We start from the raw sequence: 14,302 nt of genomic DNA on the forward strand, positions 1-14,302 counted from the left end.
ACCTGGAAGCATTAGATCCGTCAATCAACCGATTGGCCGAGACGAAGTAGTGCAAGCCCCCCACGCGCTCACTATCCGTGAGGCACCAGCCACCGCTTCGCGCTCACTTTTATGTGAGGCACCTCGGCAAAGCGCTATGGATCAATCAATGGTGGCGACTCCCTGGCTCCAGCGAACTCTGTCTCCGGCAGTCATCGCAGTGACGGTGAATCCATGTGCGGCGCCGTACTCCACGGCTTCTGAGGGCAGTTCCGGCTCCGTCGTCATGGTGATGAGCGCTGGACCAGCCCCAGAAATCGTCGCTGCGACATTATGACGCCGCAGCAGCCGCAAATATTCCGCTGATGCCGGCATCGCCGGCGCACGTTGGGGTTGGTGGAGCACATCTTCCGTGGCCGGCATCAGTAGATCGGGCCGTTGGGTCAGGGCGACCACCAGCAACGCGACGCGGCTGATATTGAAACGTGCCTCGTCGTGGCTGACCTGAGCCGGAAGCAGCACTCGAGTCTCCGCGGTCGACGACCGCTCCTCGGGAATCGCCGAGAAGAGATGGATATCGGGATGAAGGCGCAGCGGCACGGCCGAGTAGTTGGGGCGATCACCGGTGCGGTCGATCCAGGAGACCACCGCACCTCCGAGCACCGCGGCCGCAGCGTTGTCGGGATGCCCCTCGAACTCCGAGGAAAGCTGGATCAGTTGAGTCTCGGTTAAGGGCTTCGAATCAACCTGTGCCACAAGGCCATTGACAATTGCGAGGCCGCCGACAACAGCTGCGGCGGAAGAGCCCAGGCCACGGGAGTGCGGGATGGCGTTACGGCAGCGGACCACCAGGCCCCCGGCTGGGACGCCAACGGCCCGCAACCCGTGCCGGATAGCGCGCACGACCAGGTGCTCGGGACCCAGTGGTACCTGATCGGCACCTTCCCCCTCAACCATCACCGTCAAGCCGGAATCCGTTGTTTCGACCTCGATCTGGTCATAGAGGCTCAATGCCAGACCGATACTGTCGAATCCCGGGCCGAGGTTGGCGCTGGATGCCGCCACGACGGCACTCGCCGCCAGCCCGGCAGGCAGTGCCTGGGTCACCAACAGGCCTTCGACGGGCCCGTCCCCCGCAAGCGGTTGGGGGCACCTCCCACTTGTGGGGGCGTGCCCCCAGCGCCCGGCTTCGCCGCGCTTGCGATCGCCACGGGGTTTGATCGATGGCGACCCGCCGCGCCCGGCTCCGCCGCGCTTGCGATCGCCATTAGGCCAGGCCCAGCTGCTCGACCACGGCGACCGGGTCAACCGGCAGCGGAGACACCGCCGGCATGTCCTTGAGCGCCGTATCGGGGTCCTTCAAACCGTTGCCGGTCACCGTGCACACCACCGTCGACCCGCGGGCCACCCAACCGTCGTCAACGGCTTTGAGCAAACCGGCGACGCTGGCTGCCGACGCGGGCTCCACGAAGACACCTTCGGCGCGGGCGACCAAGTGATATGCGGCCAAGATCTCCTCATCGGTAGCTGCCAGAAAGCGCCCGTTCGATTGCTGTTGCGCCTCGACGGCTTGCGTCCACGAGGCCGGAGCCCCAATGCGGATCGCGGTGGCGATGGTCTCCGGGTGGCTCACCGGCTTGCCGAGTACCAGCGGCGCTGCGCCGGCCGCCTGAGTGCCGAGCATGCGGGGCAGCTTGTCGATCACTCCCTCGCGGTGGTACTCGCTGTAGCCCTTCCAGTACGCGGTGATGTTGCCGGCATTGCCGACCGGAAGCGCGTGCACGTCGGGCGGGGCGCCCAGCGCGTCAACGACCTCGAAAGCCGCCGTTTTCTGGCCCTCGATGCGGACCGGGTTGACCGAGTTGACCAACGAGATCGTCGGGAAATCGGCGGCCATCTTACGGGCCAGCTCCAGGCAGTCGTCGAAGTTACCGTCGATCTGAATGATCTTGGCGCCGTGCATAACCGCCTGAGCCAACTTGCCCATCGCGATCTTGCCCTGCGGTATCAGCACCGCACAGGTGATGCCGGCGCGGGCCGCATAGGCCGCCGCCGACGCCGAGGTATTTCCGGTCGACGCGCACAACACGGCCTGCTGACCCCGCGCCAGCGCATCGGTGACCGCCATCGTCATGCCCCGGTCCTTGAAAGAGCCGGTGGGGTTGAGTCCCTCGACCTTGAGATGAATTGTGCAACCGGTCTGTTCGGAGAGCCTGGTCGCCGGTATCAGCGGGGTACCGCCCTCGAGAAGGGTGACCGGGGACCAGTCGTCGCCTACCGGCAACCGGTCGCGATAGGCAGCGATCACACCCGGCCAGGGCTGGTGGGTGGCAGTTCGCGGGGTGGTCACAGGCCGGTTCCTTCCAGTCGCAGCACGCTCGTCACATCCTGTACGACATCCAAATCAGCCAGCGCTGCAACAGTTTCCGAAAGCGCGGCATCGGTAGCCAGGTGGGTGACGACCACGATTCGGGCACCCACCCGTTTGCCGCCTTCGTCCGCCACGCCTTCTTGGCGAACCTCGGCGATGCTCACGTCGTGCTTAGCGAATTCCGCTGCTACCGAGGACAATACACCTGGCTTGTCGGCGACGTTCATGCTGACGTAATAACGCGTTGAGATCAAACCCATTGGTGCAATAGGCAGTTGGGCATACTTAGATTCGCGTGGCCCACGGCTGCCGAGCACCCGGTTGCGCGCCGCCATCACCAGGTCGCCGGTCACCGCCGATGCGGTGGGCGCACCGCCGGCGCCCTGGCCGTAGAACATCAGCCGACCCGCGGCCTCGGCTTCGACCACCACGGCGTTGAATGCGCCGTTGACGGCGGCGAGCGGATGCGTCAGCGGTACCAGCGCCGGATAAACGCGCGCCGAAACCCGTTGTTGCCCGTCATCATCCGTGATCCGCTCGCAGATGGACAGCAGCTTGATGGTGCAGCCGAGGGCGTGGGCGGTCTCGAAGTCGGCCGGGGTGACCTTGGTGATGCCTTCGCGATAGACGTCATCGGCGTGCACCCGGGTGTGGAACGCGATGGATGCCAGGATCGCGGCTTTGGCCGCGGCGTCGTAGCCTTCGACGTCGGCCGTGGGGTCGGCTTCGGCGTAGCCCAGGGCGCTCGCGTCGGCCAGGGCGCTCTCGTAGTCGGCGCCGGTGCTGTCCATTGCCGAGAGGATGTAGTTGGTGGTGCCGTTGACGATGCCGGCCACCCGCAGCACCGTGTCACCGGCCAGCGACTGCGTCAGCGGGCGAATCACCGGGATGGCTCCGGCGACGGCCGCCTCGAAATAGAGGTCGACATGCGCGCTTTCGGCGGCTTGGGCCAGTTCACCGGTGGACGTGGATAACAGGGCCTTGTTCGCGGTGACGATGGATTTCCCGTGCTCGAGTGCGGTCAGGATCGCCTTGCGAGACGGTTCCACCGGACCCATCACTTCGACGACGATGTCGACGTCCTCGCGCGAGACGAGTTCTTCGATGTTGTCGGTCAGCAACTCGACCGGCACTCCGCGGTCGGGCGCCACCCGACGGACGCCGACACCGCGCAATACCAGGGGGGCGCCCACTCGAGCAGCGAGATCGTCAGCGCTCTCCTCAATGATGCGGACCACTTCGCTGCCGACATTGCCCAGCCCGAGAACCGCTACGCCGACCGGCTTTTCATCACCCGGCACAGGTCACCTCACCTCCAGACTCAGCAAATCGTCGACCGTCTCCCGACGCAGTACCAGACGCGCCTTTCCCTGTCGCACGGCTACCACAGCGGGACGGCCGATCAGGTTGTAGCGGCTCGACAACGAATAGCAGTAGGCGCCGGTCGCGGCGACCGCGACCAAGTCGCCGGGACCTACATCGTCGGGCATCCAGGTGTCGCGGACGATGATATCGCCGCTCTCACAATGCTTTCCGACGAGGCGAGCCGCCACGGCCGGCGCGTCGCTGATTCTCGATACCAGGCGGGCGTCGTACTCCGCGTCGTAAAGCGCTGTGCGGATGTTGTCGCTCATGCCGCCGTCGACGCTGACGTAGCGCCGGTTTGCCGTGGCGCTCACGTCGACATCCTTGACGGTGCCGACCTCGTACAGGGTGATGGTGCCCGGTCCGGCGATGGCACGTCCGGGCTCGACCACCAGCCTCGGCATGGGTAGGCCCACCGCCGCGGATTCGTTGCTCAAGATGGCGCTCAGCTTGGCCGCCAAATCACTGATCGGCGGCGGATCGTCAGAGGGCACATAGGAGATGCCCAGACCGCCGCCGAGGTCGACGGTCGACAGCTGCGCCGTCTTCTCAGCGCCGAATTCGCCGACGATCTCGCGCAGCAGACCGATGACGCGGTGTGCCGCGATTTCGAAGCCGGCGACATCGAAGATCTGCGAACCGATGTGGCTGTGCAGACCGACCAGTCGCAGGTGGTCGGCGGCGAAAACCCGCCGAACCGCTGCCATCGCAGCTCCGCTGGCCACCGACAGGCCGAACTTCTGGTCTTCGTGTGCGGTGGAGATGAACTCGTGGGTATGCGCTTCGACGCCGACGGTGACCCGCACCAGGACATCCTGAATGATGCCCGCCTGCGCCGCGATGGCATCCAGTCGCTCGATTTCAATCATCGAATCCAAAACAATATGGCCCACACCGGCTTTGACCGCAGCGGTCAACTCCGCGACAGACTTGTTGTTGCCGTGCAGGGTGATTCGTTCCGGAGGAAAATCCGCGTGCAGTGCGACGGCCAGCTCCCCGCCGGTCGCCACATCGAGCGAGAGGCCTTCCTCGTCAACCCAGCGCGCGATCTCACTGCACAGGAAGGCCTTGGCGGCGTAGTTCACGTTGCGCCCGCCGCCGAATGCCGCGGCAATCTCTTGGCAGCGGGAGCGGAAGTCGTCCTCGTCGATGACGAACAGCGGAGTCCCGTACTCCTGAGCCAGCTCGGTCAGCGGTACCCCGGCAATGCAGGCTACGCCCGATTGGTCGCGAACCGTACTGCGCGGCCACACATTCGGGGCGAGTCGCAGCAGCTCCTGCGCCGACTGCGGGCGCGTTGGTCGGTTGTCTTCGGCATGGCGAGCGCCGGCGGAATGGGCGGTCACATTCGCTCCGGGGCGCTGACTCCGAGTATTGCCAGCCCGTTGGCGATGACCTGACGAGTGGCCTGGCACAGCGCCAGGCGCGCCCTGTGCAAATCGGTGGGCTGCTCGTCGCCTTGGGGCAACACCCGGCAGGAGTCGTAGAAGCGGTGATAGTCACCGGCCAGGTCTTCCAGGTAGCGGCACACTCGATGGAGTTCACGCAGGGTCGCCGCAGTCTCGAGCACCCGCGGGAACTCGCCGATGGTCCTCAGCAGCTTGCCCTCTTTGTCGTGGCTGAGCAGCTCCAGGTGCGAGGTGTCGGGAATCAGGCCCAGCTCGGCGGCGTTGCGCGCCAGGGCTGACAGCCGGGCATGCGCGTATTGCACGTAGTAAACCGGGTTTTCGTTCGATGCGGAGGACCACAGCGCCAGGTCGATGTCGATGGCGGTGTCCACCGACGAGCGGATCAGGCTGTAGCGCGCGGCATCCACGCCGAGCGCGTCGACCAGGTCGTCGAGGGTGATGACGGTGCCCGCGCGCTTGCTCATCCGGACCGGCTGGCCGTCGCGCACCAGGTTGACCAGTTGGCCGATGAGCACCTCGACGGTCGCCGGATCCTCACCGAATGCGGCCGCTGCCGCCTTGAGCCGGGCGATGTAACCGTGATGGTCGGCACCGAGCATGTAGATGCACAAGTCGAAACCGCGTTGCCGCTTGTCCAGGTAGTAGGCGAGATCGCCGGCGATATAAGCCGGCTTGCCGTCGCTCTTGATCACCACACGGTCCTTGTCGTCACCAAAAGCGCTGGTGCGCAACCATGTTGCGCCGTCCTTCTGGTAGACGTTGCCACTTTCGCGAAGCCTCGCGATGGCCTGGTCGACCCGGCCGCTGGTGTGCATCGAGTCTTCGTGGGTGTAGACGTCGAAGTCGGTGCCGAACTCGTGCAACGACTCTTTGATATGGGCAAACATCAGGTCGACGCCGATCTCGCGGAAGGTTTCCCGCATCTCCGGTTCGGGCAGGCTCAGCGCGTCGGGCACCTTCTGCATGACCTGCGCGGCAATGTCGGTGATGTAGCTGCCCGCGTAGCCGTCGGCCGGGACGGGTTCACCCTTGGCGGCGGCAATCAAAGAGTTGGCGAATCGATCGATCTGGGCGCCGTGGTCGTTGAAATAGTATTCGCGCACCACGTCGGCGCCCTGCGTCGTCAGCAGCCGGCCCAACGCGTCGCCGACGGCAGCCCAGCGGGTGCCGCCGATGTGAATCGGCCCGGTCGGGTTGGCCGAGACGAACTCCAGGTTGATTTTCTGCCCGGCCAAGAGATCGGAGTGCCCGAAATGGTCGCCGGCGTCGATGACGCTGTTGACGATCTGGGCCTGCGCCGAGGTCTCGAGACGCATGTTGATGAATCCCGGTCCGGCTACCTCCGCGGCGGCGATACCGTCGGCCGTCGTCAGCGCCTCGGCGAGCCATCCGGCCAGTTCGCGCGGGTTGGCACCCACCTTCTTGGCGAGCTGTAACGCCAGGTTGCTGGCGTAGTCGCCGTGTTCGGGATTGCGTGGCCGCTCCACGAGGACCGTCTGGGGCAAGGCAGACGTGTCGAGGCCATGCTCGGCCAGCACCGCGGCAGCGGTGGCTTTGAGCAGCTCAGCCAGGTGGGCGGGGGTCACGAACGTCCATCCTATGGTCTGGGCTGCTCGGGGCTCGAACCCATAGCGGTGGCGGCCCAGTCGCCGCAATGCGCTAATCTGGCGGAGCTTGTTCATGCCCAATGGCGCAATATGGTGTCGGTGCGCCCCCGTAGCTCAGGGGATAGAGCGTCTGCCTCCGGAGCAGAAGGCCGCAGGTTCGAATCCTGCCGGGGGCACCAGTTCAACGGTATTTTTGACTACACCGGGCTATATCCGGGCTATAGGGCGCGCCGCCTACGGCGCGGAGGGTGACCTATCTTTGGTGGCCGCGAGTTGGGCCGCGAAGTCTGGCCCTCGCCGGTAAGCAGCCTTGTTGCCGCGGAGTTCGGGGATACGCTCGATGGCGTTCATGGTCATCAGCCGCTTGAACACCTCTTTCGCGGTGTTCTCCGACCTTATTCCGGTCAGTTCACGCAGTTTTGCGTTCGCGATGCTGTCGTGGTCACTCAGGTATTCCAGGCAAATCGACTCAGGTGAGCCGAGTCGCTCATGCCGTATGGTGACCAGTACCGAGTTTTCGCGTTCCGTTATTTCTGGGTTCTTCAATCTCAATGCGCGCATCGCGGTGAATGCGGTGTTCAGGCCTTCGCCCACATCCTTATTCGGGGCGTCGGGAAACTTGTTTATGTAGCGGACGACCGCGCCATTCCTCGAATAGCGTTCATCGAGGATATTGGCGGGTGTGATGTGGGCTGGCAAGCGCCCTGGACTTTCAATCTCGACACGGTTATCGAAAATCCTGATATGAATATCGTCAGCGATACCATAATCGCGATGGATGACAGCGTTAGTCAATATTTCATGAATCGTCTCTTTGGGGTAGCTGATGGTCGCCATTCCCTCGGCTTTGACGGCCTTAGACTGCTCGACGATTTCGATGACCTTATCGACGGCGTCGTAGATTTGACGGTACAGGCATCCTTCGACGGTGATCGGATCAAACGCGAGCGTATCCCTAGTTCCCTCGCGTTGCGTGGTCTTATACCGATAGACCTTGATGCCACTCCGCTTCGGTAAGGCGGCCTGCGGTTCGTCGGAGAACAGCAGGATTGCGGCAACAGTGGGTAAATCGCTGCGTATCAACAATTGTTTACGCAGCCAATTTTCAGGATCGGCCGTCGGGACGAGTTCGATGAGAAAGGTGATGATGGCTTCGGAGTTGGTCAGGTACTCAATTGGATACTGAACCGTTTCACTCTCGAATGAGCTGATGCCCTTCGTTCGTTCGAGGTTGCGGATATCTTCATCGGTAACGACCGGGATGTTCTGGGCACCGCGCCGCTTGTATATCTTGCCGTCGCTGGATTTCTTGATCGACGCGGATTTGTCGATTTCGATGTGAAGGACCAGGCCTGGCTGGCTATCCGACTTCAGAAATTCGTACCGGTGGTCGCCGCCCAGCGGGAACACGCTCTCAAAACCTTGGACGTGCCCATTCGCGTCCTCGGTGTCGGCGAAGCCTTCCCACCGGTGCGGTTGCCCTGAAGCGCCCTCAGCGATGCCAACGAACAACTCGCCGCCATCCGCGTTCGCGAAGGCCCACAGACTGCGTGTCAGCTTGCCAGGTGCTACGGCGATGGCTTTGAGATCGACGAAATGACCTTCTTCGATTCGGAGGGCCTTTTCCACGTCCTCATCGGACACCGCGATGGTATTGATCGCCATGACTCTGCAGTCTAGGAATGAGATCAGACACTGCCGTAACGGCACTCCTGCGCATACGGTGTCTCGGTCGAGTTCCGCCACGGACAAACGTCAAAAAGCGAAGCAGTAGGCGACGATCACGCCGAACGGCGCGGGCCACGGGGCGTGTCATGACCTGTGTCTAGGCTGCGAGCACGTACTGTGTCGAACAACTGTTCGAGTTACTAGTGAGGCTAGTGTGACCTGATGGCAGACCGATCGGCGATCGAGTGGACCGAGGCGACCTGGAACCCCGTCACGGGCTGCGATCGGGTTTCCGCTGGCTGCGACCACTGCTACGCGATGACGCTCGCCAAACGGCTGAAGGCGATGGGGTCGGCGAAGTACCAGAACGACGGCGACCCGAGAACGTCAGGCCCAGGCTTCGACATCACCGTCCATCCCGAAGCCCTAGACGAACCCACGCGGTGGCGCGCACCGCGCGTCGTCTTCGTCAACTCGATGAGCGACCTGTTTCACGCTCGGGTGCCGCTCGACTTCATCCGCGATGTCTTTGATGTCTGTCGAGACACCCCGCAACACACCTACCAGGTGCTCACGAAACGGAGCCTGCGTCTGCGCCGTGTGGCTGAGAAGCTGGACTGGCCGAGCAATCTATGGATGGGCGTTTCCGTCGAGAACGCCGCCACGCTGCAGCGGGTCGACCACCTTCGTGACGTGCCCGCCGCCGTCAGATTCCTGTCCTGCGAGCCGCTGCTTGGGCCGTTGTCCGGCTTGAACCTCGACGGCATCCACTGGGTCATCGCCGGTGGCGAATCTGGACCCAGCCACCGCTATATCGACGCCGACTGGGTGCGCGAGATTCGCGACGGGTGTCAGGACGCAGGGGTCGCGTTCTTCTTCAAACAGTGGGGAGGCCGGACGCCGAAAGCACTCGGTCGCGAGCTTGACGGTCGGCGCTGGGACGACATGCCGACCACATCGTTGATCTAGTGGCCGAACTCGTCGTAGCCGTAGAACTCCGGCACCTGGGGCGGACCCAGTAACTCGATCTCGGCCGTTGGATCGGCCTTGCCGATCGCCTCATCCGGCGTCAGATCGAACAAACCTGACTGGCCGGTGGCCGCGCCGCGCTTGTCCTCGCGAGCCAGCAAGTCGCGCGCTTTCCGCAGTCGAACCATCCTGTCGAGCGCGCCGGTCGACGCCTTGAAGACGTGCCGCATGATCTTCTCGCCGACGGGGTGGTCGGTCGCGAAGATGACGGTGTAGAGGCCTCCGCCGCGCTCGTTGATGAATTCCAGCGGGACCGTGACGGCGTAGCCGAGTCCCTGTTCGAGTTGCCATCGCATCAGGTTGACCAGTTCGGCCTTGAGCGTCCTGCCGGTGATCACGTCGTCGTCGCGGGCCTGCTTGATGAAGCGCCAGTTGGCGTTCCCGTACATGCGGTCGACCCGAGCGGCGATCGCTTCGGCCTCGCCGGGTTTCTTCGATCCGAGGCCGCGCGGGATGAACGAGTCGCCGAAGTACAGCCACAACTCCGTCTTGAGGTCGGGTCGACCCGGCGCGGAGCGCAGCCGATGACCGGCGAGGGCGCGGATGGTGTCCCAGTGCACCTCGGCCATGAATTGGTCGATCATCGCGAACGTCGGCTTCTTGCGCCAGTAGGCCTCCATGCCGTTGAGCACCGCTGGCGCGGTGAGGTTGCAGTCACCGGGCGTGATGGCGATGTCGCGCTCGGGGAACTCGGCCCGCAACTTCGCTTCCAGCTGCTTGGCGGTCCGCTCCTGCAACTCGAAGCCATAGACCTTGCTGAAGGGCGGCGTGACGCTCAGCGCGCGATACGGCGAGCCCATGATCGGTGCGCCGGTCAGCCGGTCGGTGTTCGAGAACGCACCCGCGAACAGGTCAAGGTAGACAGTGCCTTTCGCGCGCTGCGACGCCTTCGTGAACGCGCTGAGGTAGTCCTCAAGCGCATCCAGCTTGATCTGCGTCCACGGTCCCCACCCGCGAGCGGCCACCGCAGCCCCTCCCACGACAACTCATTGGGCGCTCACCGTCGAGGCCCAGGGAATCCATGACAGCACATCGGACAGACGTTCGATGGGTCTGACGCGCCGCTAACCAGGGATGCGGCGGCGAAGGTACTCCGGCATCGACGTGATCGTGCCCTCGCGCATCCGTCTCTCGGTGTCGAGCGGTGAAGCGAAGCCCCACCGCTGACCGATCGAGTGGACCAGCACGTCGTGGGCCACGACGGTCGCAGCGAGGCTGTCGGGCTGGTGCTGCCCGGCCTGCCAGGTGATCGCCGCCTGTTCGAGATCGGGCAAGTGACCCGCGATGCGGGCGGTGCCGGTCTCCAAGCCCTGCAGCAGCGCCGCCGACCGGGCCAGCGCGTCGCCGCCTCCGCGCCCGCTGCCCTTGGGCGGCCAGGTGGTGACGTTGATCGGGCGGTGCAGCTTGGCCCGGCGCAGAGCGTCGGTTACGACGCGGCGGTAGGTCTCGCGGGCCGCGAAGCCTTCCACGGCGATCTCCGAGGCACCAACGTCCACCGCCAGATCGACAGCGGCTCTGGCCCATTGATCACTCGTCATTGGTGCGGACACGTCCGCGATCACGGCCACCACACCCTCAGCCGTGAGGCTCGCCGCCACGATGCCGCAGGCGTCACCGGAGCCGGAGTCAGCCGGGTCGACGCCGATGACCGTCTTGACCGGGCCGGTCGGGGCTGCGGGCAGCCGCCACTGTTCGAGCCACTCCCGTTTGACGAGGCCACCTTCGGGCGCGGCGGGCACGCCTTCGTACAGCGCGTACCAGGCCCGTTCGCCGGAGGTGCGCCGAGCAGCGGCGTAGTGGTCAGCAGTGAAGCCCAGCGCCGACGTCATCGCCACGCCCGGCGCACGGCCCAGCGCATCGGGGATGCCCGTTTCGGCGACCGCCGGGACGTTGGTGTGGGTCCACACGTCCGGCTCCGCGTCGAGCAGGACCCCCGCCAGATCAGCAGGGTGCCACCTCGTCATCACCAACAGCGTCGACCCGCCGGGGTGCACGCGCGGAGCCAGGGTGCTGCGGTATTCGCTCTCGACCCGGCGGCGATGGGCGGCGCTATCGGCCTCTTGTGCGTCCTTCACCGGGTCGTCAATGACCAACAGGTCGGCACCGAAACCCGTGACGCCGGAGTTGATGCCGGTCGCCAGAAGCCCACCCGCGTGGCCCTCGACGCGCCAGCGACCGACTGCGCGAGCGTCCTGACTGAGCCGGAAACCCAGCACGTGGGAGTGCTCGGCGATGATGCGCCGCGCCTCGCGGCTATGCGCCTGGGCCAGTTCGTCGGAATACGACACGATGACGACTTCGATATCGGGGTCACGCGACAGCGCCCACACCGATGTCCAGATCGCGAGCAGGCGGGACTTGCCGGTGCGCGGGCTGGTGGTCACGACGTCGCGTTGATCGGGCTGGTCCACGGCCTGCACGGCGATGTCCGACAGGAGCCGGATCGCGGGTGTGATGACGAATTTCGGGTCCAGCATCTTCGCCAGGTCGGCAGGGCTGGTGGGCTTTTGCCGGCCTCGACCGGCCTGCAGCACCCGCGCAGCGGTCAGCGTAGTGATCCCGTCGATGGTCACGCAGCACCCTTCTGGTCAAAGCCTGCGCTGGCGGCGTCCCACAGGTCCCTGCGCACCCACTGGTGGCCGCAGCCGACGCAGCGGTAGGCGCAGATCAGCCGCCGACCACCCGGCCAGGTGATCGAAGTCGGCTCCGTCAGGGAGGCCAGCCGAACCCGGCGGTCGGCCTGATCGCCGAGCGGGTTGCAGCGCGGACAGTAGTCGGGCAAGTAGTCGATGCTCCGGCTGCCGGGACGGCGCTCGATCGTGATCACGGTGGACTCCTCGGTGTTGGTGTCGTTGGTGTTGTTGGTGTAGCAGTCCGGTCGCCGCTGCCGAGGCTCAGCAGCGACCGGATGAGTCAGGCTGACGCCTGCTTCGCGTCGGCCGATGCGGCGATCGGTGGCACCGACCGCATCCCGGCCTTGATGCTGGCGATCTGGCTGCTGCCCGGCCCGCCGCCATCGGTGACGCCCAGCGCCGCCAGCACATCGACGTGGGTCGCTTCGCCGCTGGTGAACAGCTGTTGCGCGACCCGCACGACCGCAGGCCAGGCACGATCGAGCAGAGGCGGCACCGCACTGCGCGCCTCCGCCGAGGGGTTGCCGTACATTTCGCGCACACCCGCCGCGCACAGCCGGGCGTCGTCGCGCCCGTTCGTCCAGCGCAGGTGCTGCAGCTGGGCCGTCGTCGGGCGCGGCCCGTACTCCCACCGCGCCTCCGCGAACACGCCCGCATACGTCACTCGGGCGTCGATGGTTTCCGGCAGCTGAGTGAACGTGGTCGACCCCTGCAGGCCGAAGATGCGACCGTCGGACACGACAGCCGAGTGAATTTCGCCGCCGAGCATCGCACAGGCCACGGCGTGTCCTGCTTCATGGACGCAGGCGGCGAGGTGCCGCCGCTCGCGGTAGGTCAGATCGGCGCGTGTGAGGGCTCGCCGGGCCTTGGTCTGGGTCATCGGGTGTCCTTTCGGGTCGGTGATCACTTCATCGCTGCGCGGCACATAGCGCGGCTCCGCAGCCATCTCCCTATCGGCGGGACGTCGGGGCGATCGGCACATAGCTCAGATCACCGCCCCGACGCCCACCTTGGAGACCGCACCAAAGTCGTTGTTGTTGAACCGCTTCGAGAGCAGTCGATCGCGGGCCTTGCGGTCGCGGGCGTCGGCACGCGCCGCAGCAGCGTTCTGGTGCTTGGCGATGCACGCTGCGCAGGTGTAGCCCCAGACGCTGCCCTTCCACTGCCAGCACGGTCCGTTGCAGGACCGGCAACGCGGGCCGCGATAGTTGGTCATCGAAACTTGTGTCCTCTCTGGTGGATTGGTGTCAGACTTCGACGCCAAGCGCCGCCAGTTCGGCGCGAGGATCGGCCTTAGCGGTCGGGATGATGGTGTGCTTGTTCAAGGTGTCGAGAGCCCGCTCAAGCGACAACGCGGCCCGGTCGACGGTCTGGCGCAGCAGACCGTCGAGCCGGTCGGAGCGTGACGGCTGGCCGCGCAGCGCGGGCGCGCCGGGCGGGAAGGCCCTCGCCAGCAGGTCACTCAGCGCGCCGTCGATCGGCTCAACCATCTCGGTCAACGCCGCAGCCCACGAACCGTCAGCGATCATCTCGTCAGTGATCTCCGGCAGGGCCGGGCGCGGAGCGAGGTCGATCAACGTCGTCACCGCGTACCGGCGCTTGCCCTCGTCATCGGCCAGATGCTCGGTGAGACGGCGAGCATCGGCCTCGGCCAACCAGCCGGTGACGGTGCCCGCCGCCTCATGGGCCGCGTCGGCGAAGGCGTTGATGTGACGGCGGACCCGCAACGGCTTGAGACTGTCCGCAATTCGCGCAGCCAGCGGCCCGGCGACGTCGGCGATCTCACGGGACAGCGAGAACTTCCCGGTGTTGACGGTTGGCAGATGCGCACGGCGACGGCGGCGAAGCTCAGCTTGCGAGTCCCGGCGCGGCATCACTGGGCCACCGCCGCAGCGGTGTCGGCGTCGATCAGGTCCAGAAGTTCGTCGGCTCGTTCGGGGGTAAGCCCCGTGTCACGGACAAGAAAGGTCCGGCGACGCCAGAAGCTCAATGCCGCGTCGCATTCGGCGACGCGGGGACCGTCGACCTCACCCCGGCTGGCGAGCACGGCCTTGCGTCCACGCCAGGACTCCATGCTGCGGGTGCGAGGGTGCAGTGTTGTCATGCGACCTAGTCCCTGAGTAAGCGTGTCGGCTGGGGAGGATAGGGCAAAGGCCTTACCCTGGCTGGGTTTGCGACTTCAACGCAGCCCAGCGGGAAAGGCCTTTGTGGTGAAGAAGATATCGCATGAGCAGAGTCGGC

General features: G+C 65.3%; 14 protein-coding genes and 1 tRNA gene. 2 read left to right on the forward strand and 13 right to left on the reverse strand.

Translation table 11 applies throughout. The annotated features are described in order from the left end of the window. Positions 1 to 141: 141 nt before the first annotated feature. The 5 genes from thrB to argS all read right to left on the reverse strand — a co-directional run bounded on the left by thrB (position 142) and on the right by argS (position 6,710). A complete protein-coding gene (gene thrB / locus EET03_RS19425) occupies positions 142 to 1,089 on the reverse strand; it encodes a homoserine kinase (RefSeq protein WP_075541117.1) in 948 nt (315 codons plus the stop codon). A 157-nt stretch (positions 1,090 to 1,246) separates the two neighbouring features. Beyond that, on the reverse strand, positions 1,247 to 2,329 hold the full coding sequence (gene thrC / locus EET03_RS19435) for a threonine synthase (protein WP_075541118.1): 1,083 nt from the start codon (positions 2,327 to 2,329) through the stop codon (positions 1,247 to 1,249). Further along, positions 2,326 to 3,651, reverse strand: coding sequence for a homoserine dehydrogenase (locus EET03_RS19440; RefSeq protein ID WP_075541119.1), 1,326 nt, complete (start codon positions 3,649 to 3,651; stop codon positions 2,326 to 2,328). The genes thrC and EET03_RS19440 overlap by 4 nt, the downstream gene beginning before the upstream one ends. Positions 3,652 to 3,654: 3 nt before the next feature. After that, complete coding sequence (gene lysA, locus EET03_RS19445) at positions 3,655 to 4,989, reverse strand: diaminopimelate decarboxylase (protein WP_244232446.1); 1,335 nt, start codon at positions 4,987 to 4,989, stop codon at positions 3,655 to 3,657. A 68-nt stretch (positions 4,990 to 5,057) separates the two neighbouring features. Beyond that, positions 5,058 to 6,710 carry an arginine--tRNA ligase gene (gene argS / locus EET03_RS19450; protein ID WP_063471764.1) on the reverse strand — a complete coding sequence of 551 codons (1,653 nt, stop codon included), beginning with the start codon at positions 6,708 to 6,710 and terminating at the stop codon, positions 5,058 to 5,060. 124 nt (positions 6,711 to 6,834) lie between these two features. Here argS and EET03_RS19455 point away from each other — a divergent pair. Then, positions 6,835 to 6,910 (forward strand) — tRNA-Arg (locus tag EET03_RS19455). Between the two features lie 55 nt (positions 6,911 to 6,965). Here the strand turns inward: EET03_RS19455 and EET03_RS19460 are convergent. After that, positions 6,966 to 8,396 carry an ATP-binding protein gene (locus EET03_RS19460; protein ID WP_075541120.1) on the reverse strand — a complete coding sequence of 477 codons (1,431 nt, stop codon included), beginning with the start codon at positions 8,394 to 8,396 and terminating at the stop codon, positions 6,966 to 6,968. Between the two features lie 225 nt (positions 8,397 to 8,621). Between EET03_RS19460 and EET03_RS19465 the strand changes: the two genes are divergently transcribed. Next, positions 8,622 to 9,368 carry a DUF5131 family protein gene (locus tag EET03_RS19465; RefSeq protein ID WP_075541121.1) on the forward strand — a complete coding sequence of 249 codons (747 nt, stop codon included), beginning with the start codon at positions 8,622 to 8,624 and terminating at the stop codon, positions 9,366 to 9,368. Here the strand turns inward: EET03_RS19465 and tcmP are convergent. From tcmP to EET03_RS19500, 7 genes are all read right to left on the reverse strand, one after another. Beyond that, positions 9,365 to 10,408 (reverse strand): three-Cys-motif partner protein TcmP, encoded by a 1,044-nt coding sequence (tcmP, locus tag EET03_RS19470; protein WP_082274437.1) that lies wholly within the window; start codon positions 10,406 to 10,408, stop codon positions 9,365 to 9,367. The genes EET03_RS19465 and tcmP overlap by 4 nt on opposite strands. Positions 10,409 to 10,492: 84 nt before the next feature. Beyond that, complete coding sequence (locus EET03_RS19475) at positions 10,493 to 11,995, reverse strand: terminase large subunit domain-containing protein (RefSeq protein ID WP_075541126.1); 1,503 nt, start codon at positions 11,993 to 11,995, stop codon at positions 10,493 to 10,495. Positions 11,996 to 11,997: 2 nt separating this feature from the next. After that, the gene (locus EET03_RS19480; protein WP_099193675.1) at positions 11,998 to 12,255 is read right to left on the reverse strand and encodes a hypothetical protein; all 258 of its coding nucleotides are present in this window, start codon (positions 12,253 to 12,255) and stop codon (positions 11,998 to 12,000) included. 86 nt (positions 12,256 to 12,341) lie between these two features. Then, positions 12,342 to 13,007, reverse strand: coding sequence for a M50 family metallopeptidase (locus EET03_RS19485; protein ID WP_244232445.1), 666 nt, complete (start codon positions 13,005 to 13,007; stop codon positions 12,342 to 12,344). Positions 13,008 to 13,046: 39 nt separating this feature from the next. Beyond that, positions 13,047 to 13,277 carry a hypothetical protein gene (locus EET03_RS19490; protein ID WP_075541123.1) on the reverse strand — a complete coding sequence of 77 codons (231 nt, stop codon included), beginning with the start codon at positions 13,275 to 13,277 and terminating at the stop codon, positions 13,047 to 13,049. A gap of 31 nt (positions 13,278 to 13,308) precedes the next feature. After that, positions 13,309 to 13,935: a hypothetical protein gene (locus tag EET03_RS19495; RefSeq protein ID WP_075541124.1), complete on the reverse strand. Its 627-nt coding sequence runs from the start codon at positions 13,933 to 13,935 to the stop codon at positions 13,309 to 13,311. Beyond that, on the reverse strand, positions 13,935 to 14,165 hold the full coding sequence (locus EET03_RS19500; protein ID WP_075541125.1) for a hypothetical protein: 231 nt from the start codon (positions 14,163 to 14,165) through the stop codon (positions 13,935 to 13,937). Before EET03_RS19500 ends, EET03_RS19495 begins: the two co-directional genes overlap by 1 nt. Positions 14,166 to 14,302 lie beyond the last annotated feature (137 nt).

The organism is Mycobacterium innocens (genome assembly GCF_900566055.1).
Lineage (GTDB): Bacteria > Actinomycetota > Actinomycetes > Mycobacteriales > Mycobacteriaceae > Mycobacterium > Mycobacterium innocens.